The organism is Curtobacterium subtropicum, assembly GCF_030362975.1.
Taxonomy (GTDB): Bacteria; Actinomycetota; Actinomycetes; order Actinomycetales; family Microbacteriaceae; genus Curtobacterium; species Curtobacterium subtropicum.
Map to the genome: position 1 here is coordinate 1 of NZ_JAUCMM010000019.1, position 17,339 is coordinate 17,339.

Annotated in this window: 17 protein-coding genes and 1 tRNA gene; 11 read left to right on the forward strand and 7 right to left on the reverse strand. The window is 70.8% G+C overall.

Annotated features, from left to right (window positions below; genetic code table 11):
* Positions 1-124: 124 nt before the first annotated feature.
* Together QUG98_RS16215 and QUG98_RS16220 are read right to left on the reverse strand one after the other, a co-directional pair.
* Positions 125-664 carry an AAA family ATPase gene (locus QUG98_RS16215; protein ID WP_289471527.1) on the reverse strand — a complete coding sequence of 180 codons (540 nt, stop codon included), beginning with the start codon at positions 662-664 and terminating at the stop codon, positions 125-127.
* 309 nt (positions 665-973) lie between these two features.
* Entirely contained in the window at positions 974-1,279 is a 306-nt protein-coding gene (locus QUG98_RS16220; RefSeq protein ID WP_289471528.1) for a hypothetical protein, read from the reverse strand.
* 512 nt (positions 1,280-1,791) lie between these two features.
* On the opposite strand from QUG98_RS16220, the gene QUG98_RS16225 reads away from it, so the two are divergent.
* On the forward strand, positions 1,792-1,968 hold the full coding sequence (locus tag QUG98_RS16225) for a hypothetical protein (protein WP_289471529.1): 177 nt from the start codon (positions 1,792-1,794) through the stop codon (positions 1,966-1,968).
* A gap of 387 nt (positions 1,969-2,355) precedes the next feature.
* On the opposite strand, the gene QUG98_RS16230 is transcribed toward QUG98_RS16225, so the two are convergent.
* Positions 2,356-3,015 (reverse strand): response regulator transcription factor, encoded by a 660-nt coding sequence (locus QUG98_RS16230; RefSeq protein ID WP_289471530.1) that lies wholly within the window; start codon positions 3,013-3,015, stop codon positions 2,356-2,358.
* On the reverse strand, positions 3,012-3,983 hold the full coding sequence (locus QUG98_RS16235) for a sensor histidine kinase (protein ID WP_289471531.1): 972 nt from the start codon (positions 3,981-3,983) through the stop codon (positions 3,012-3,014). The genes QUG98_RS16230 and QUG98_RS16235 overlap by 4 nt, the downstream gene beginning before the upstream one ends.
* A gap of 359 nt (positions 3,984-4,342) precedes the next feature.
* Between QUG98_RS16235 and QUG98_RS16240 the strand changes: the two genes are divergently transcribed.
* The 4 genes from QUG98_RS16240 (at position 4,343) to QUG98_RS16255 (ending at position 7,700) form a co-directional block, all read left to right on the forward strand.
* A complete protein-coding gene (locus tag QUG98_RS16240; RefSeq protein ID WP_289471532.1) occupies positions 4,343-5,143 on the forward strand; it encodes a COG4705 family protein in 801 nt (266 codons plus the stop codon).
* Between the two features lie 96 nt (positions 5,144-5,239).
* Positions 5,240-5,890: a DedA family protein gene (locus QUG98_RS16245; RefSeq protein ID WP_289471533.1), complete on the forward strand. Its 651-nt coding sequence runs from the start codon at positions 5,240-5,242 to the stop codon at positions 5,888-5,890.
* On the forward strand, positions 5,887-6,657 hold the full coding sequence (locus QUG98_RS16250) for a COG4705 family protein (protein ID WP_289471534.1): 771 nt from the start codon (positions 5,887-5,889) through the stop codon (positions 6,655-6,657). Before QUG98_RS16245 ends, QUG98_RS16250 begins: the two co-directional genes overlap by 4 nt.
* Before the next feature lie 65 nt (positions 6,658-6,722).
* Positions 6,723-7,700 carry an NADPH:quinone reductase gene (locus QUG98_RS16255; protein WP_289471535.1) on the forward strand — a complete coding sequence of 326 codons (978 nt, stop codon included), beginning with the start codon at positions 6,723-6,725 and terminating at the stop codon, positions 7,698-7,700.
* A 330-nt stretch (positions 7,701-8,030) separates the two neighbouring features.
* On the opposite strand, the gene QUG98_RS16260 is transcribed toward QUG98_RS16255, so the two are convergent.
* Positions 8,031-8,104 (reverse strand) — tRNA-Gly (locus QUG98_RS16260).
* Positions 8,105-8,311: 207 nt separating this feature from the next.
* Between QUG98_RS16260 and QUG98_RS16265 the strand changes: the two genes are divergently transcribed.
* From QUG98_RS16265 to QUG98_RS16275, 3 genes are all read left to right on the forward strand, one after another.
* On the forward strand, positions 8,312-9,406 hold the full coding sequence (locus QUG98_RS16265; RefSeq protein WP_289471536.1) for a DUF6177 family protein: 1,095 nt from the start codon (positions 8,312-8,314) through the stop codon (positions 9,404-9,406).
* A 1-nt stretch (position 9,407) separates the two neighbouring features.
* Positions 9,408-9,743, forward strand: coding sequence for a hypothetical protein (locus QUG98_RS16270; RefSeq protein ID WP_153001645.1), 336 nt, complete (start codon positions 9,408-9,410; stop codon positions 9,741-9,743).
* A 168-nt stretch (positions 9,744-9,911) separates the two neighbouring features.
* Complete coding sequence (locus tag QUG98_RS16275; RefSeq protein ID WP_289471537.1) at positions 9,912-12,164, forward strand: Ig-like domain repeat protein; 2,253 nt, start codon at positions 9,912-9,914, stop codon at positions 12,162-12,164.
* 102 nt (positions 12,165-12,266) lie between these two features.
* On the opposite strand, the gene QUG98_RS16280 is transcribed toward QUG98_RS16275, so the two are convergent.
* Positions 12,267-14,312: a bifunctional copper resistance protein CopD/cytochrome c oxidase assembly protein gene (locus QUG98_RS16280; RefSeq protein ID WP_289471538.1), complete on the reverse strand. Its 2,046-nt coding sequence runs from the start codon at positions 14,310-14,312 to the stop codon at positions 12,267-12,269.
* Between the two features lie 85 nt (positions 14,313-14,397).
* Positions 14,398-15,528: a GNAT family N-acetyltransferase gene (locus QUG98_RS16285; protein WP_289471539.1), complete on the reverse strand. Its 1,131-nt coding sequence runs from the start codon at positions 15,526-15,528 to the stop codon at positions 14,398-14,400.
* Between the two features lie 103 nt (positions 15,529-15,631).
* Between QUG98_RS16285 and dcd the strand changes: the two genes are divergently transcribed.
* From dcd to QUG98_RS16300, 3 genes are all read left to right on the forward strand, one after another.
* The gene (gene dcd / locus QUG98_RS16290) at positions 15,632-16,219 is read left to right on the forward strand and encodes a dCTP deaminase (protein ID WP_289471540.1); all 588 of its coding nucleotides are present in this window, start codon (positions 15,632-15,634) and stop codon (positions 16,217-16,219) included.
* Between the two features lie 134 nt (positions 16,220-16,353).
* On the forward strand, positions 16,354-16,863 hold the full coding sequence (locus tag QUG98_RS16295; protein WP_289471541.1) for a helix-turn-helix domain-containing protein: 510 nt from the start codon (positions 16,354-16,356) through the stop codon (positions 16,861-16,863).
* Entirely contained in the window at positions 16,860-17,264 is a 405-nt protein-coding gene (locus tag QUG98_RS16300; RefSeq protein WP_289471542.1) for a HepT-like ribonuclease domain-containing protein, read from the forward strand. The genes QUG98_RS16295 and QUG98_RS16300 overlap by 4 nt, the downstream gene beginning before the upstream one ends.
* Positions 17,265-17,339 lie beyond the last annotated feature (75 nt).

Here is a 17,339-nt window from a genome sequence, read left to right on the forward strand (position 1 = left end):
TGGGACACGAAGGCCTCCTGGTCGGTGAAGCGGTTCCTAGACAGCTCCACTCCACCACCGGGAGGCCTTCTTCGATCAGCGCGTCACCGACCGCCCGACGACACAACGTCCCTGGACATCACAGCTAACGAGACGCGTCAACGAGGCCGAAGTGGCGTGCGATCAGGGATGCTACTGAGCTCGAACTCAACCCGTCTGTGGCGATCGCGACCTCATCCGGGTTTGCTTCGGTGAGACGCTCGCTGAGTTGCTTCCAGCGGTCGAGGTGCCAGCGCAACTCAACCTGTCGGGATGCGTCGTAGCGTGCACGCAGACGCTCCTCGATGGTCGGAGGCTGTGCTGTGAGACGCACCGATCGAAGCGGCAGCGCCACAGCTTCCGAGTATCGACGCTTGTCTGCCACCTCGGCGATCACGCCGCTCATGACGAGCTGGCGTGGTCCAGCCGTCTGATAGTTCGCCCACACGGCTGCGATGTTTCGCGCTTCGATGATCTGGTTCCGCGGGTCGAACGCGGCGACGGGGGAGGATCGGTGGAACCAGTCGATGTCGATCAGACTGAAAGCGCGGCCCTCGGCGGCCAGCAAGTTGCCGACATGGTCGAGAACGGTCGTCTTGCCGACGCCGTAGGAGCCGTTGATGAAGATCCCGTACGAGGCTTCCATCCGAGAACCCTACGGCGCGCGCAGCTTGAGCCGCTGCGGGTGACTCGGGGTTCGTCTCGGCCAAGGATTGGCTATCGAGACGGCCCGGATGTCACTTGTCGGGTAGCGCGCGACCGTACTTTGCCGCGATCTCAGACCGGGCTTGCTCTCGGGTGAGGGTTCCGTCCATCATCCGGCGTACGCGGGCGAGGGCGTCAGCGTCGAAGAGCGCACTGTGGGCTCGAGACAGCTTCACGAGCGTCGCCTCGTCTTGGGCTCCGTCCCAGCCCGGACCGCCGGAAGTCGGTTCGTCAGCCGGGTCCTGCCACGTCATGTCGTGCGGGCCGGCGGCACAGTGCTCGCAGTCAGGACCGCGACGATCCGGGTTCGGAGCTCCGCGACGTACCCACGGTGTTCGTGTTCGAGGTCGTCATCTGGAGCTGGTTCGGTCATGAGCGGGATCCCCGGCGCAAGCAGCAACCGAACTGTCGAGACGTAGCCGCTATGGTCCGTTGTCGGAACGGTGACGAGGTCGCTCAGACGGCTCTGGTTGAGCGCTGCCGCGTACTCGAGGACGACGTCGGCAACGGTGTCGCCGACGAGCACGGATGTGTATCCGTAGATGAGGTGCTGCACGGTGATCCTGACGAGCCAGTGGTTACCTTCGGTGTTCCCCGAGCTGGCTGACTACGAGGAACAGTAAGCCGACGACCCCCGGACCTGCCCGCGAGCCGCCGAATGCGGACACGTCGTGTTCCGGAAGCCGATCGGCTACCGAGACGCTCGGGTGTCGTGCGCGGGAAGGCCCACAGCAAGCGGTCCGAGGTGGAAGGCCCTCGGTACCGTCCAGCTGCGCATGTGCTCTTGACCGTCGTGGTCGCCGTCCTCTTCGGTGGTCGCCGTCCTCTTCGGAGGAGCCGGAGGCGCTCAGGCGTACTCCACGGTGGGCCCGGGCGGTGAGGAGCGACGAAAGTGGGCTGCAGCTCAGGATCCAGCTGCAACTCGTCCACGCCGGTGCCTGACGAGTCCGTCGTCCAGGAGCTACGACATCTGCGTGCTGTAGACGACCGGCCGTCTCTGCTGGTTGATGGCTGGCCCGGGGTCGGCTGGCAGGCTCGAAGTCCAAGGATGAGTCACAGCCCTGGCCGGTGTTCTTCGTCGGCTTGTTCGTACTCGTGCTGGCGCTCCTCGTGCTTCTCACTCCGTTCGGGAAGACGGCAACGGCGGGCCGCTTTCCCGTGCGGGCGCTGAACGTCCTGATGCTCGTGGGGGTGGCACACCTCTGGTTCAAGGCCGCACGGGCCCTCATCCGACGCCGTCAGTGACACCCCCAGGTTGCGGCGCGCCGATCGATCCGCTTGGACGGGGTTCGAGCGGACCTGCCCGATGGTCGATCGGCTGCCGAGATGCCTTGGAGAGCGGCCCTTCCGCACTGGCCCACTTCCTCGGCCGGCGTCGTGCTGGACCGCATCATGCGACCAGCCGCGCTGGCGCGCCGGCGTGACTGGGCGATTCCTTGGTGTGCTGCAGCGATGGGGGGCGTGGAGGTGGTTTCCGTGGTGCTGATCGTGGTCGCCGTGGCCGTGCTGCTGCTGTTGGTTGTCGTCGGAGCAGCCGGGGCGGCGGTGCTGGCGGTCGCATCGGAAGCGGAGGAGGAAGGTCTCCTGGACGACCAGGCGCTCCTCGCCTCTTGCAGGGTTCGTGATCCGCGATCAAGGGGGTGTGCCGAGCCGGTAGCCGACGCCACGGATGGTGCTGATGAGGTCGCGGTCGGTCTTCCGGCGGATGTAGTGGACGTAGGTGTCAACGGTTCCGAGCTGCTCACCGTTGTCGAACACTGCGGAGAGCAGGTGCTGTCGGGTGAAGGCGCGGGATGGTTCGCCCGCGAGCAGCCGCAGCAGGGCGGTCTCCTTCTCGGTCAGCATCACCCGGCCGCTGTAGGGGGAGGTGATGCTGTGGTCGTCGGGATGGAACGCCCACCCGCCGATCTCGATGGCGGCGCCGACGCCGGTGTAGTCGCGGGTGAGCGCCCGGAGCCGGGCAGTGAGCTCGTCGAAGTCGAAGGGCTTGACCAGGTAGTCGTTCGCGCCGGCGTCGAGGCCGGAGACACGGTCGTGGACTTCGCCGAGTGCGGTGAGCATGAGCATCGGGGTGCTGATGCGTCGCTGTCGGAAGGTCGCGACCACCGTGGTGCCGTCGATCCCGGGGAGTCGGCGGTCGATCACCATGACGTCGAAGTACTCCTTCGCGGCTGTCTCGAGCGCGGATTCTCCGTCCGTGCAGAGCGTGACGGTCCACTGCTCGCCGAGTTCGTCGGCGATGAGCGGACCGAGTCGGGGGTCGTCCTCGACGAGGAGGAGTCGAGGCATCATGCGCGGTCCTCCGGGTCGTGTTCGAAGTCGCTGTCCGGCGCGGTCGGCAGGTGGAGCGCGAAGACCGTTCCGCTGCTGTTCGTGTGTTCGACGACCGCGTCGCCGCCGGCTCGGACGGCGATGTCGCGGACCAGGGCCAGCCCGATGCCGTACCCGGTGCGCGTGTTCGTCGTCGCCGTGCCGGCGGAGGTGCCGTGCGCGAAGCGGTCGAAGACCCGAGCCGGTCGGATGCCGACGATGCCGGGGCCGTCGTCCTCGACGCGGATCGTGGTGCGGGTCGCAGTGGTCGTCGCGGTGACGCGGACGTGTCCTCCCGGTGGGGTGTGACCGATCGCATTGTCGGTCAGCGCGACGAGGCAGCGGCGCAGCTGGGTCGGTGACACCCGCAGCCGGGCATCGATCGGTTCCACCTCGAGCGTCACACCCCTCTCTGCGGCGAGGACGTCCATGTCGCGGTGTGCCGAGTCCATCGCGGCCCGGAGGTCGGCGCTCCCGTCGGGGTCGGTGGAGCCGGCGGCGGCTTCGAGGAGGTCGTTGACGATGTCGATCAGGATCTGGGTGTCCTCGCGCAGCTCCTCCACGACGTGACGCCGTCGGTCGTCGATCGGGGTCATGCGCTGCAGCCGCTGGACGCGAGCGTTGAGCACCGTCAGCGGGGTGCGGAGTTCGTGGCTGGCGTCGGCGACGAAAGTGCGTTGCATGCGCGCTGCTTCCGCGATCGGTCGGACTGCTCGGCGGGCGATGAGCCACGCGGCGACGCCGGCGAGGACGATCGCGAGGCCGCCGACACCGATGACCGCGATGCTGAGGTCGATGGTGTCGAGGTAGATGTGGACGTCCGTCGGGCCGGGCCGTTCATGGAGCTGGTTCGGGGTCAGCTGCCACAGCACGTAGGCCACGACCAGGACGATGATCGCGATCACCAGCGCCGCCGAGACGACCGCGACGCGCAGCGCTATCCCGATCACGGACCGGCGGTACACCAACCGGTCCGGGTCGGTCTCTGCACCAGACCGGAACGACCACCTGGCCAGTCCGTCCGCGATCGCTGACCGCCATCCAGCAGACATGTGGCTCCTTCCGTGCGGGTGACGCCGGAACGCGAGGGGGAAGGCGTTCCGGCGTCACCGTGTCGGCTCGATCCTGCCTCACGAAACGCAGCACCGGCCTCCTGATGATCGGAGGAACCAGGCTAGGAACAGCCAAGCGACGTCGAATCGGCGACAGCGCCGATTCTTGGTGGAGTCTTGCGCACCCGTTCCTACTGTCAGGACAACGCCGGTTCCGCGGTCCACGCGGTGCGGCCAGTCACGACGAGGAGAACGCGATGTCCCACTCGCCCGCAGTGTCGCTGCCGACCCGGACACGGTCGAACAAGGTGCCCGACCCGACGGTGTCGTTCTGGATCATCAAGGTCCTCGCGACCACGGTCGGTGAGACTGCCGCCGACCTCCTCAGCGACACGGTCGGGCTGGGTCTGCCGCTGACGACGCTGATCATGGCGGTCGCGTTGGCCGTGTTCCTGGTCCTGCAGTTCCGGTCCCGCAGCTACCGGCCACCGCTGTACTGGATCACCGTGGTCCTGATCAGCATCGTCGGGACGTGCGTCACCGACGATCTCACCGACGGCCTCGGCGTACCGCTCGCGGTCAGCACGACGGTGTTCAGCGTTGCACTGCTCGCCGTGTTCGCGATCTGGTACCGGACGGAGGGCACCCTCTCGATCCACAGCATCGACACGCTCCGCCGGGAAGCGTTCTACTGGCTGGCGATCCTGTTCACCTTCGCGCTCGGCACCGCTGCCGGCGACCTCATCGCCGAGCAGACCGGCCTGGGGTACTTCCCGTCGCTGCTGCTCTTCGCCGGAGCGATCGTAGTGACCGCCGCCGTCTGGTTCATCGGCCGCCGCGGGCCGGTGCTCTGCTTCTGGATCGCGTACATCCTCACCCGTCCCCTCGGCGCGTCCACGGGCGACCTGCTCTCCGCATCACCGCAGGACGGCGGTCTGGGCGTCGGGACGATCACGACGAGCGTCGTGTTCGTCGTCGTCATCGCCGCGATCATCAGCTACCTCGTGATCCGCATCCGCCGCGCCGCACCCGCGCAGCGCAGCCGCCTCACCGTCTGACCCGGTCCGCCGGTGTCGCCGTCCGTTCGGGTGGCGGCGGCACCGGCCCTTGCCACCTCGAAAGGCCCCTTCGTGCTCCACACCGTTCCGCTCGCCGTGAGCCTGTTCGACGCCGCCTCGGTGCTGCACGCGTTCGGCCCGTACGTCCTCGCCGGGATCGCGCTGCTGATCTTCATCGAGTCCGGGGTGCTGTTCCCGTTCCTGCCCGGCGACTCCCTCCTGGTCACCGCCGCGATCATCAGCAGCACCCTCGGCGTGACGGCATGGCAGGTCGCCCTCGTCGCGTCCGTCGCAGCCGTCGCGGGCGACCAGGTCGGGTACTGGATCGGGAAGCGCTACGGCCGTCGCCTGTTCAAGGACGACGCCCGCGTCCTCACCACCGCCAGACTCGACGAAGCGGAGGCGTTCTTCACGAAGTGGGGCGGTCTGAGCCTGGTCCTGGGGCGGTTCGTCCCGATCGTCCGGACCTACGTGCCGCTCGCGGCCGGAACTGCGCAGATGCACTACCGGCGCTTCCTGCTGTTCAACCTGATCGGCGCCGTCTCCTGGGCCTGCGGCCTGACGGCCGTCGGGGTCCTGCTCGGCGGCATCCCCGTCGTCGCCCACAACATCGATGCGCTGATGATCGTGATCGTCCTGGTGTCGGTCCTGCCGATCGTGATCGGCGCACTGCGCCGCCGACACGTCGCCCGGAAGCGCACGTCGCCGGCGGCACGACCCGCAGAGCGAACGGCGAGGGACCGATGACCGGCGGGAGCGGAACGAGGAACCGTGTCCCGGAACCGACCGCGTCGTTCTGGCTGATCAAGGTGCTCACGACCGGGATGGGCGAGGCGCTCTCCGACTTCCTGGTCACCCGCTTCGACCCCGCCCCCACGGTCCTGGTCACCGCGTCCGTGTTCGCCGTCGTGCTCGTTGCCCAGCTCCGCGCCGGTCGGTACCGGCCGTGGCTGTACTGGGGCGCCGTGTCGATGGTCGGGGTGTTCGGCACGATGGTTGCCGACGTCACCCACGTCGCGCTCGGCGTGCCGTACGCGGTGTCCACCCCGGTCTTCCTCGCCGCCCTGGTCGCCGTCTTCGTTCTGTGGCGACGGGTCGAGGGTGCCGTCGACGTGCACACGATCACCAGCACCCGGCGACAGCTCTTCTACTGGGCCGCCGTGATCGCCACGTTCGCGATGGGCACCGCGGCCGGTGACCTCGCCGCGAGCACGTTCCACCTCGGGTACCTCGGCGGCGGCCTCGTCTTCGTCGCCGCGATGGTCGTCGTCGTCCTCGCGCGCCTGACGGCGATGCTCGGGCCGGTCACGGCGTTCTGGGCCGCGTACGTCCTCACCCGCCCGGTCGGCGCATCCTTCGCCGACTACGTCGCGGTCCCGCCCGCCCGAGGCGGCCTCGACGTCGGCACCGGCCTCGTCAGCGCGGTCCTCGTCATCGCCATCGCCTTCACCGTGGCCCTGCAGCAGAAGGTACGGCAGATCCCCGCAACCGGAACAGCCTCGAGCGTCCGCTGACCCAGCGTCTACCGGACACCTTCGAGTGGTCAGGTACGTTCCACCTGACGAGAGGACAAGGTGTCATGAAGGCTGCCTGGTACGACGAACAAGGTGTTGCGAGCGAGGTCCTGCGGTTCGGGGAACGACCCGACCCGGCTCCTGGCGAGGGCGAGGTGCGCGTCCGGGTGACGTTCTCCGGTGTGAACCCCGGCGACACGAAGAAGCGTGGAGGGTGGCTCGGATCAGCGATGCCCTACCCGGAGGTCATCCCGCACAGTGACGGCGCCGGCGTCGTCGACCAGGTGGGCGCGGGCGTCGACGAGGAACTGATCGGGCGCCGCGTCGCCGTGCACGGCGCACAGTCGTACCGCCAGTCCGGCACCGCCGCCGAGTACACCGTCGTCCCGACGGAGCTCGTCACGTTCCTGCCCGACACGGTCCCTGACGACGTCGCGGCGCTGCTCGGGATCCCCGGCATCACCGCGCACCGCGCAGTGTTCGGCGACGGCCCGGTGACCGGGAAGGTCGTCCTCGTCCACGGGGTCCGCGGTGGCGTCAGCGGAATCGCCGCGCAGCTCGCGCAGTGGGGCGGCGCGACCGTCATCGGCACGGTTCGCCGATCATCGGATCTTGGTGGTGACGGTCTTCCGGACGTGGATCACGTCGTCGCGCTCGATGATGATCCTGCGGCCGCGGTCCGTCGCATCGCACCGGACGGTGTCGACCGCGTCGTGGAGGTGGCTCTTGACGCGAATGCGGATCTCGACGCGGCCGTGATCGCGAACGACGGGGTGATCGCGACGTACTTCGCTCGTGGAGACCGGGTCTCGTTGCCGTTCCCGCCGCTGCTCTTCGCCAACGTGACTGTCCGGTTCCTCGGCAGCGACGACTTCCCGCCCGCCACGAAGCGTGCAGCGATGGACGACCTCGTCGCGGCTGTGGGTGAAGGCGCGCTGCGCCTCTCGGTCGGGGAAGTACTTCCCCTCGAGCAGATCGCTCAGGCGCACGACGACGTCGACGCGGGGCGGGTCGGCCGAGTTCTGGTCCGCATCGCTCGCTGACCGAACGGGCCCGGACTGATCGACAGAGGGCGCGAACGCCTGCGAGTTCACGCGTTCACCCCGGAGACCCATGCGGGTACTGCGCGGATCGGCAACCGCGCCGAAGCAGAGGTTTGAGGGGGCGAGCTTCGTCGCGCACGTCGTGGGAATCCTCGGCGCGCTCTCATCGGAGCAGCGCAACAGCACCTGCAACCCTGCGAACGGCATGGGTGGTTCCGAAGAGGCATCTGTCACCGAGGTCCAGCCACATCACCCCGAAAGCCACGGCATGGACGACTCGGGAAGAAGTCGCATCTGGCCTGCGAACCGGGAACGGCCAGGATGGTCACGTGGAGCGAGTGACGGGAATCGAACCCGCGCTACCAGCTTGGGAAGCTGGAGTTCTACCATTGAACTACACTCGCGCATCCCGACCAGCGGGACGCAGCAAGCCTAGCGGATTCTGCGCTGGATGCCAGCCGAGCGCGCGCCGCACGGTCCGTGGCGGCGGCGATCCGTGCCTCCCGGCCGTCGCCGTGTCTCCCCTGTGAGGTCCGTGCGCCGACGGACAGCCCCGGCGGCCGTGTGTACCGTCCAGGGGGTTCCGTCGCCCTACCCGGAGGAGGACCCGGATGGTCAGGCATCCCCTCATCGACGACGTGGTCGGCACCGCCATCGTGGTCCGGTCCGCATCGCCGGTCGTGTGGCTGACGGAGTCGCTCGCCTCGTTGCTGCGTCGTGCGTCCGAGTCCGGCCGCACGGTCGTGCTCCGCACCGGACGGGAGGCCTCGGTCACCCCCGCCCTGCGGCACGCCCTGGGCGTGCACCACGCCGCCTGGGCCGTGGACGGTCCCGACGGCAGCCTGCGGGACGGCCGCACCGGCGTCGCCGCGGCGGGCATCGAGGACTTCGTCCGCCGCGGGCCGGAACTCGTCGGCCCGCCGGCGCCCGGACACCCGGCGGCGACGCACTCGGTCCGCCAGATCAGCATCGACCTGACCCTCCGGCACCATGCCGACCGCGCCGTGGACATCGGCGCTGCGATCGAGGCCCTGTGCGAGACCGTCGGCACCTGCCCGACGCACTGGGGCACCAGCGAGCCGCTCACGGTGCCGTGGGACCGCTGGGTCGTGACGCAGTACGCCAAGCACGAGGCCCCGGACGTCTCCACCTCGTACGCGCACGGCGACGGGTTCTCGGCGACGATGACCGCGCACCTGCTCGACGGCGTGGTCGTCGAGACGATGTCGGCGGTGCTGACCATCCCCGAGGACGGCGCCGACCCGGCACTCGCGTCGCGGCTCCTGGACGCGGTGCACCGTGTCGCCGACGAGGTCGAGCCGGTGTTCGGCGTGGTGATGCAGCGCCGCGGCGACGCCGACCACCTGGTGCGCGCGGTCGCGCACGAGGAGCCCTCCCCGCTGGCAGTCGTCGTCGGTCCGGAGGCCGCGGAGTTCCTCGACCGCGACGGCGAGTGGCCACCGGCGCGGACGACGACCTCCGGGTTCGGTGGCGGCGGGCTGGTCGTGCGGTTCGACGACGGGTGGGAGGCGCTCGAGGCCTTCCTCGACCGCATCGACGAGGACCGTTTCCTGCAGCTCGTCGGCGGCGCACCCCTCGACCCGGCGCACGACGAGGGCGCGCTCGACGGGCACGATCGTGGATCGCACGCCGCGGCTGGGCGGATCACGGGCGGACGGAGCACGGGCGGTCAGGGTGCCGCGTGACGTGACGCTGCTCTGCCGCGGGCCGGTGGAGACCCGGGACGTGGCCGAGGCGCTGCTGCTGCACGACGAGGCGTGGGGTGTCCGCGCGCTCGACGACGGTCCGGTGCTGCAGGTCTGCCGGGACGCCACGCACCCGGTGATCACGGTGCTCGGGGTCCGACGGGTCGACTCGTTCGACGAGGTCACACGGATCCTGCCGGACGCCCCGGCGCTGTCCACGCCGCTGTGGTGGGTGGACACGGTGACGCCCTTCGGCGCCGAGGGGGAGCCGGGCGTGACCGCTGCGCTCGAGGCGTCGATGGAGCTCGACGCCGTCTGCATCGTCCACGGGGACTGAGCCTCCCTCGGGACGGCGCCGACCGGACAGCTGTTCTGCCCCCAGAACGGGGGTACCAGGCGCAGTGTCGACCTCGCGAGACCGCACGAGCCCTACGGTGTGAGGACCCGACGTCGACGAGCCGGGCAGACGCTCCTCGTCGACACCCTCCTCGAGAACAGGGCTCCATTGGCTCAACGACCTCGTGGGCGCGCCGTCGCGCGCGCCCGGACCATCCTCACCGCGCTCACCGTCGCGGGTCTCGCCGGCCTCGCCTTCGTCGGCGCCGACGTCAGCGCGGCCTCGGCAGTGGCCCCCGCGCAGACGACCTTCACCGACCAGTCCTTCCGCGGCACCGACGCCGGCCCCGGCTGGGTCCTCCCGTCGACCCCTGCCGCCTCAGGCAACTCCGCCTGCCTCACCGCGGCGGCCGTCGAGTCGACGAACGCGGGCGCGATCCCGACCTGCCCCGAGGCGGGCGACCCGGCCGGCGACGGCGCACTCCGGCTCACCTCCGCGTCGCAGGCGCTGATCGGCGCGGTCGGGTCGACGCAGGCCGTCCCGACCGACAAGGGTCTGGACGCCTCCTTCACCACGTACCAGTACGGCGGCGACGGCGCCGACGGGATGGTCTTCTACCTGGCGGCGACCGACCCGTACGACACCGCGGTCCCGACGCGCACCGGCTACACGGGTGGCTCGCTCGGCTACGCCGCCTACCCGCCGAGCGGGGCGCCCGGTCTCGAGCACGCCTACCTGGGCGTGGGGCTCGACACCTACGGCGGGTTCGCCAGCAACTACACCGGCTGCGTCGACGACCTCGGTGGCGGCGGTACGAACAACTCGCTGACCGTCCGCGGACCCGGCAACGGGTTCTCCGGCTACTGCGTGCAGTCGGTGACCCGTGCGGACGGATCCCTGCGCGGGGACGGCTTCCCCGACCGCTCGTCCGCGGGCGTGCCCGTCGAGGTCGTCGTCAATCCGACCACGACCGCCCTGTCCGCCCGCCAGGCCCCGAGCGTGTCAGTGCCTGCCGGCAAGTACGCCGTGATCTTCACGAGCCGCGGCGCCGGTCAGCAGGTGGTCTTCGGGGACCTGCCGAAGCTCGACCCGGCGGGCGACGTCGCCGGCATCGACCCCTCGTGGATCGACCCGGCGACCGGCTACCCGTACAAGCTCACCTTCGGCTTCACGGCCGGCACCGGCGGGTCGACCGACGTGCACGAGGTCACCGACCTGGTCGCGACGACCGCCGCCGGTGCGGTCCCGGTCCTCACCGCTCGGACGGGAGGCACGACCGACGTCGCGCACGCCGGTTCCGGCGACATCACGGTCACCCCGACCGTCTCCGCCGATGGCGGCTCGGAGACGCGCGCCGTCCGCACCACGACGACGTTCCCGACCGGGGTCACCCCGTCCGCGGACGCCGCATCCGGCGACGGCTGGACGTGCTCGGTCTCCGGCCAGGTCGTCACCTGCGACCAGCTCGCGGCCGACCGTGCACCCGGCACCGACCTGCCGACGCTGACGCTCCCCTTCACCGTGACCGGTGCGGCGCGCACCGCGACGGTCTCGACGGTCGTCTCGTCGATCGACGCCGAGGCGATCACGGTCACCCGTGACGTCACGGTCGCCCCGCAGGCGACCACGGTCACCGTCGACGACACCACCGTGTCCGTCGGTGAGGAAGCGCCGCTCCGTGCGACGGTCGCATCGTCCGAAACCACCGCTGCCAGCGTGCCGACCGGCACCGTCCGGTTCACCGACACCGCGACCGGCGCCGAGCTCTGCACCGCCGAGCTCACCGACGGGACGGCGACGTGCGCGCTCGCCGCTCCTGCGGTCGGGCGGACGAGCGTCACCGCGGCCTACCTCGGCGACGCTGACCACGCCACCGCCGAGGGCACCGGCACGCTCGTCGTGTCGAAGCTCCCGACCGCCGTCACCGCGACGTCCCCGGACTCCGCCGAGCCCGTGACGACCGGCGACCCGGTCACCCTGCGCGTCGACGGCCTCGGCGCCGAGGACGGCCAGCCGGCACCCACGGGGACGATCGCGTTCCGCGAGGGTGACGCGGTCCTGTGCACCGTGACGCTCCCGGAGTCGAGCTGCGACGTCACGACGCTCGCCGCTGGACGTCACCGGATCCTCGCGGTCTACTCCGGCGACGCGGTGTACGCCGGGTCGACGTCGGACACGATCGTCGTGACGGTGCAGGACGTCGTCGTCGTGCCGGTCCCGACGTCGGGCACCACGACCGCACCGACGTCCGTCCCGACCACACCGGCGCCCAGCTCGACCCCGGCTGCTGCGGCTGCCGCTGGACTGGCGTTCACCGGTTCGACCGTCGCGCTCTGGACGGGCATCGCGCTCGCGGTGGCGCTGCTGGTGGCCGGGTTCGTGCTCCTGATGGTCCGCCGGACCCGGGCCGCCCGCGGGTAGTCGGGGCGTCCCTGGAACGAGAGAGCGCACCGTGCGGATCGCACGGTGCGCTCTCTCGTTGCCGCCGGTCGGGCGGGAGCCCGCCCGCTCAGTCGCGCCCGGTCAGTCGCGCTTGCTCATCGCGGCGAGCCGCTCGTTGTACGCCTTGAGGTCGGCGTCGCCGTCGCGGTCGGCCTTGCGGTCGAGGCGCTTCGCGTCGCGCTTGTCCGTCCGGACCCAGTTGCGCACGACGAGCAGCGCGACGAACACCATCGGCAGCTCGGACGCACCCCACGCGATGCCGCCACCGGTGTGCTGGTCGGCGAGGAGCGCCCGGTCGTCGGTCTGGCCGAGCGCGTGGAACCAGTCGGCCGCGAAGACGGACTGCGAGGTCATCACCGCGACGCCGAAGAACGCGTGGAAGGCCAGGGTCGCCAGGAGCGCGATGATCAGGATCGGGTACTGCGGGCGCTTCGGGCCCGGGTCGACGCCGACGAACACCCAGAAGAACAGGTACCCGCTGAAGACGAAGTGCACGACCATCACGACGTGCCACTCGTGGGACTGCATGGCGTACTGGAACGCCGGCGTGAAGTAGAACACCACGAGGGAGCCGGCGAAGATGACCCCGGCGACGGCGGGCTTCGCGAGGAACTGCATCCACCGCGAGTGGGTGAACAGCATCAGCCACTCACGGGCCCCGCGGGAGCCGTCGTTCCGCACCGGCAGGGTGCGCAGCGCCAGGAGCACCGGGCCGCCGAGGACGAGCGGCAGCGGCACGAACATCATGAGCAGCATGTGCTGGAGCATGTGCGACGAGAAGTGCACCATGCCGTAGACCGCCGGCCCCGCCGAGGTGGTCCAGATGAACAGTGCGCAGCCGAGCAGCCACGCGATGGTCCGGCCGACCGGCCACGAGTCACCGCGCTGCTCGAGCTTCCGCACCGACAGCAGGTACCAGCCGGCACCGACGACGGCGATCGCGAGGTAGACCCAGTCGATGTGCCACTGCGTCAGGTAGGTCTGCACGGTCTGCGCCGGCGGGTACGGGAACCCGAGCAGTCCGGAGCGGGTGTCCTGCCCGGTCTCCGGCGTCTGCGGGATCGGCGGCTGCGACCGGGACACGGCGACCGAGACGCCGATCGCCGCGGCCATGAAGACGATCTCGGCCAGGGCGAAGCGGACGAAGAGCTTCCGGTCGAGCGGCGCGCGGAGGAGCCCGGGCACGAGCTTCCGGCGCTGTGCGACCCCGGCGAGCCCGAGCAGCACGAGGAGGACGGCCTTGACCGTGATGAGCCAGCCGTACGTCGTGGTGACGAGGTCGGCCGGGCCGGTCAGGCGGAGCGAGGCGTTGACGATGCCGGAGAACGCGACGGCGGCGAACGCCCAGCCCGCGAGCGTCGAGTACCGGGCGACGACCCGTCCGGTGGCGCCCTTCGTCCGGGTTCGGAGCAGCAGCACGGCGACGAGTCCGCCGGCCCAGACGCAGACGGCGACCAGGTGCACGGCGAGCGAGTTCACGGCGTTCGCGTGCTCGAGCGATCCGGCTGCGTGCCCCGACAACGCGAGCGGCAGCAGGGCGAACAGCCCGGCGACGGTGGCGACCGCGAGCGTGGTGACCCGCGTGGCGAAGGCGGCGACGAGGGTGGCGACCAGGATCGCCGCGGCGGAGACGACGAGCGACTGGCCGATCTCGACCTGGAACGCGAAGAGCAGGAAGTTCCGCGCGAAGACGGGACTGGTGAGCGGGACCCCGAGGGTGTTCGCACCCGTCAGGACGATGCCGACGACGGCCGCCAGGAACCACACCGCCCCGGCTGCCGCGCCCCAGCGCGCGGCGCGGTGCTGGACGCTCGACATCGCGCCGTGGTCCGCCTTCTTGGCGGGCAGGGCGAACGCGGCGACGATGAGCAGACCGATCGTGAGCGCTGCCGTCGTGTCGTGCACCACGCGGGCGACCGGCAGGCCGTACTCGACCAGGTCGCCGGCGGAGACGAGCTGCTGCGACGCGGTGAAGGCGCCGGTCACGGTCATGCCGAGGACGGCGCACGCCACGGCGAGCGGGATCGCGATCACCAGGACCGTCGCGACGGTGGTGGATCGCGCGGTGGTGGGGGCGGGGTCGGGTGCCGTGTCCCCGGGCTGCGTGGCGGCTGACGTGACGGTCATGACCGTCCAATGGTAGGTCGCCCGCCTGACACCCCGGTCCCAGTCCCGCGTCGGTTCCGAGCCGGCCCGGTGCCCGCGCCGGCGGTCAGTCGCGGTGCTCCCAGATGCCCTCGCTGCCGACCCCGACGAACCCGACGGCCTCGTTCACGTCGAGCATCGGCCGGTTCTCCTCGGCGTTGAACGTGACGATCGACGGGCGCCCCGCGAAGTCCCGCTCGACCGTCTCGATCCCGACCACCTTGAGCAGCCAGCCGAGCCGGTGCCCGCGGTGCTCGCGGAGCACCAGCGTGTCCCACTGCATCACCGCGCGCGACGGGTCCTCCGGCACCTTGAGCTGGCTGAAACCGGCCAGGGTGGTGCTCTCTACGTGCTCGACCGCGATGGTGAGCATCGTGTGCGGGCCGGTCGCGAGCTGTTCCTCGGACTCGCGGACGCGGTCGGCCGACCAGACGTCCTCGGGCTCCTGCATGTCACCCTCGGGGGCATCGGTGCTCATCCGCGTGTGCAGGACGGCGAGGTCGTCGAGCCACCGTTCGGGCGTCGCGCCGGTCCAGGAGTGCACCCGGTACCCGGGGCCGGCCGCCGTCGCCGCTCGGTCGTGCAGTTCGCGCACGACCAACGGGTCGGCGGGGAGCTGCAGGCGGCTGATCCGGTTCACCTGCCCGAAGCGCCAGCCGCGTCCGGTCAGGAAGCGCACCGCGGCCTCGTCCTCGGGGACCGCGCCGGAGCCCGTCGGGGCCTGCCGGTACCCGGGGCCCGTGCCGGGTCCGACCTGCCGCGAGACCGCGTACGTCTTCCACTGGGTGCGACCCTCTGCGCGGGCGAGCTGCTCGAGGTGGTCGGCGAGCAGCGTGCCGAGCCCCTGGCGCTGTCGGTCGGGCCGGACGCCGAGCGACAGCCAGCAGTTGGTGGTGCCCGGCTCGGTCTTCGAGTCGTACGCTCCGGCAGCGACGACCGCCCCGGTGTCGTCGCGCACGACGAACAGGCGGCTCGGCGACCCGGGCTCGTGGCACATCGGCAGGTACTCGGCCGGGGTCCAGGGCAGTTCGGGCAGCCCGTGCACGGCGACCTCGGCCGCGTCGGAGACGGCGAGCCAGTCCGAGAAGGCCCGGACCAGCTCCAGGTCGTCGTCCATCGTCGCCGGCACGACGAGCTCCTCGACGACGAGCCCCTCGTCGACGGTCTCGGTGCGGTCGGTCTCGGTGCGGCTGGTCATCGGTGCCCCCTGTGGTCGGCTGGTCGGACGGCCGTCGTCCGCCGCCCGGCAGGGCAGCCTCGCAGCATATCGGTGGCCGTACCCTGCCGCTAGGCTTCTGCGCGTGCTGCTCTCCGACCGCGACATCACCGCCCAGCTCGCCGAGGGGCGGATCGGCCTCGACCCGTACGACCCCTCGCTCGTCCAGCCGTCGAGCATCGACGTCCGGCTCGACAAGTACTTCCGGCTGTTCGACAACCACAAGTACCCGCACATCGACCCCGCCGAGGACCAGCCGGAGCTCACCCGGCTCGTCGAGACCGACCCGGACGAGGCGTTCGTGCTCCACCCGGGGGAGTTCGTCCTCGGCTCGACGTTCGAGGTCGTGACGCTGCCGGACGACATCGCCGCCCGGCTCGAGGGCAAGAGCTCGCTCGGACGCCTGGGCCTGCTCACGCACTCGACGGCGGGCTTCATCGACCCGGGCTTCTCCGGCCACGTCACGCTCGAGCTGTCGAACGTCGCGACGCTGCCGATCAAGCTCTGGCCGGGCATGAAGATCGGGCAGCTCTGCTTCTTCCGGCTGTCGAGCCCGGCGGAGAAGCCGTACGGTTCCGCCGAGTACCAGTCGCGCTATCAGGGGCAGCGCGGCCCGACCCCGTCGCGGTCGGCGCTCAACTTCCACCGCGCGGACGTCTCGCAGCGCGACTGAGCACGTTCGCGCACGTCCACGTGCACGGACGCGGCCATCGGCCATCGGTCGTCGGCCAGAGCGCCGAACTCAGCCGCGACAGCACTGATGTACCGCCGATGACCGGGATGTCACATGTTGTGTATGGTGACGATATGTCCGAAGCACCGACCCGTGCAGCGCACCCGGTGGTGGCGTCCGAGCTCATCCGCGCCGCACGGCTCCGTGCCGGTCTGACGCAGGTGCAGCTGGCCGCGCGAGCCGGGGTCACGCAGAGCGTGATCAGCACCTACGAGAACGGACGCCGCGAACCCTCGCTCGCCGCACTGCAGCGGCTCGTGCGCGCAGCGGGCTTCGAGGCGGCGGTCGACCTGCTCCCGATGGACGCCCCGCCGCCGCTGCTCGACCGGGTCGCTGCGGTCCGGGACGCACTCGTCGCCCTGGTCGAGCGCAACGGTGCGTCCGCGCCCCGGGTGGTGTGCGCTCCCGACGCCGGCAGACGGCGCGAGTCCGTGGTGCTGCTCGTCGACCTGGAACCGGGCGCCGGCATCTTCACGCTCATGCGCATCCAGGACGACGCCGAGCGGTTGCTCGAGGTGGACGTCGAGGTGCTCGACGCCGCGGGTGCCGGGGCCGACCGGTACAGCGTCTCGGTGCCGCTGTGACCAGGACCCCCGTCGTCGGTGCCGCGTCACGACGCGACCTCGAGGACCGCCTCGACGAGATCCTCCGGGCCTGTGCGGCCATCGAACGGCACGTCGGGACGGACGACGCTTCCGAGCTCGTGCTCGACGCGGTGCGCATGCGGCTGGTCGAGATCGGGGCGGTCGTCGCGACCCTGCCGGCCGACCTGACCGCTGTCGAGCCGGAGATCCCGTGGGCGCGGCTCGCCGGGGTGGGGGACCGCTTGACCGGGCGTCGACGACAGGTCACCGAGTCGGTGCTGCTGTGGACGGCACGTGTGGACGTCCCGCGGCTGTGTGCCGCGGTCGAGCGGTTGCGTGCGCGCGGGGCGGGTTCCGGCGGCCCCGGGGCACCCGAGCAGCCGCCGGCACGCGCGGACTGACCGTACCCCCGGTCGGACCCGGCCACGTCCCCGGGACGGGCGGGGCGACGGACGGGATGCTCGTGGCGGCCCCGA

Excerpts from the sequence above, each read along its gene's own strand:
- QUG98_RS16280 (WP_289471538.1), bottom strand. The coding sequence starts at position 14,312 with ATGACCGTCACGTCAGCCGCCACGCAGCCCGGGGACACGGCACCCGAC.
- QUG98_RS16215 (WP_289471527.1), bottom strand. The coding sequence starts at position 664 with ATGGAAGCCTCGTACGGGATCTTCATCAACGGCTCCTACGGCGTCGGC.
- QUG98_RS16250 (WP_289471534.1), top strand. The coding sequence starts at position 5,887 with ATGACCGGCGGGAGCGGAACGAGGAACCGTGTCCCGGAACCGACCGCG.
- QUG98_RS16230 (WP_289471530.1), bottom strand. The coding sequence starts at position 3,015 with ATGATGCCTCGACTCCTCCTCGTCGAGGACGACCCCCGACTCGGTCCG.
- QUG98_RS16240 (WP_289471532.1), top strand. The coding sequence starts at position 4,343 with ATGTCCCACTCGCCCGCAGTGTCGCTGCCGACCCGGACACGGTCGAAC.
- QUG98_RS16265 (WP_289471536.1), top strand. The coding sequence starts at position 8,312 with ATGGTCAGGCATCCCCTCATCGACGACGTGGTCGGCACCGCCATCGTG.
- QUG98_RS16295 (WP_289471541.1), top strand. The coding sequence starts at position 16,354 with ATGTCCGAAGCACCGACCCGTGCAGCGCACCCGGTGGTGGCGTCCGAG.
- QUG98_RS16255 (WP_289471535.1), top strand. The coding sequence starts at position 6,723 with ATGAAGGCTGCCTGGTACGACGAACAAGGTGTTGCGAGCGAGGTCCTG.
- QUG98_RS16285 (WP_289471539.1), bottom strand. The coding sequence starts at position 15,528 with ATGACCAGCCGCACCGAGACCGACCGCACCGAGACCGTCGACGAGGGG.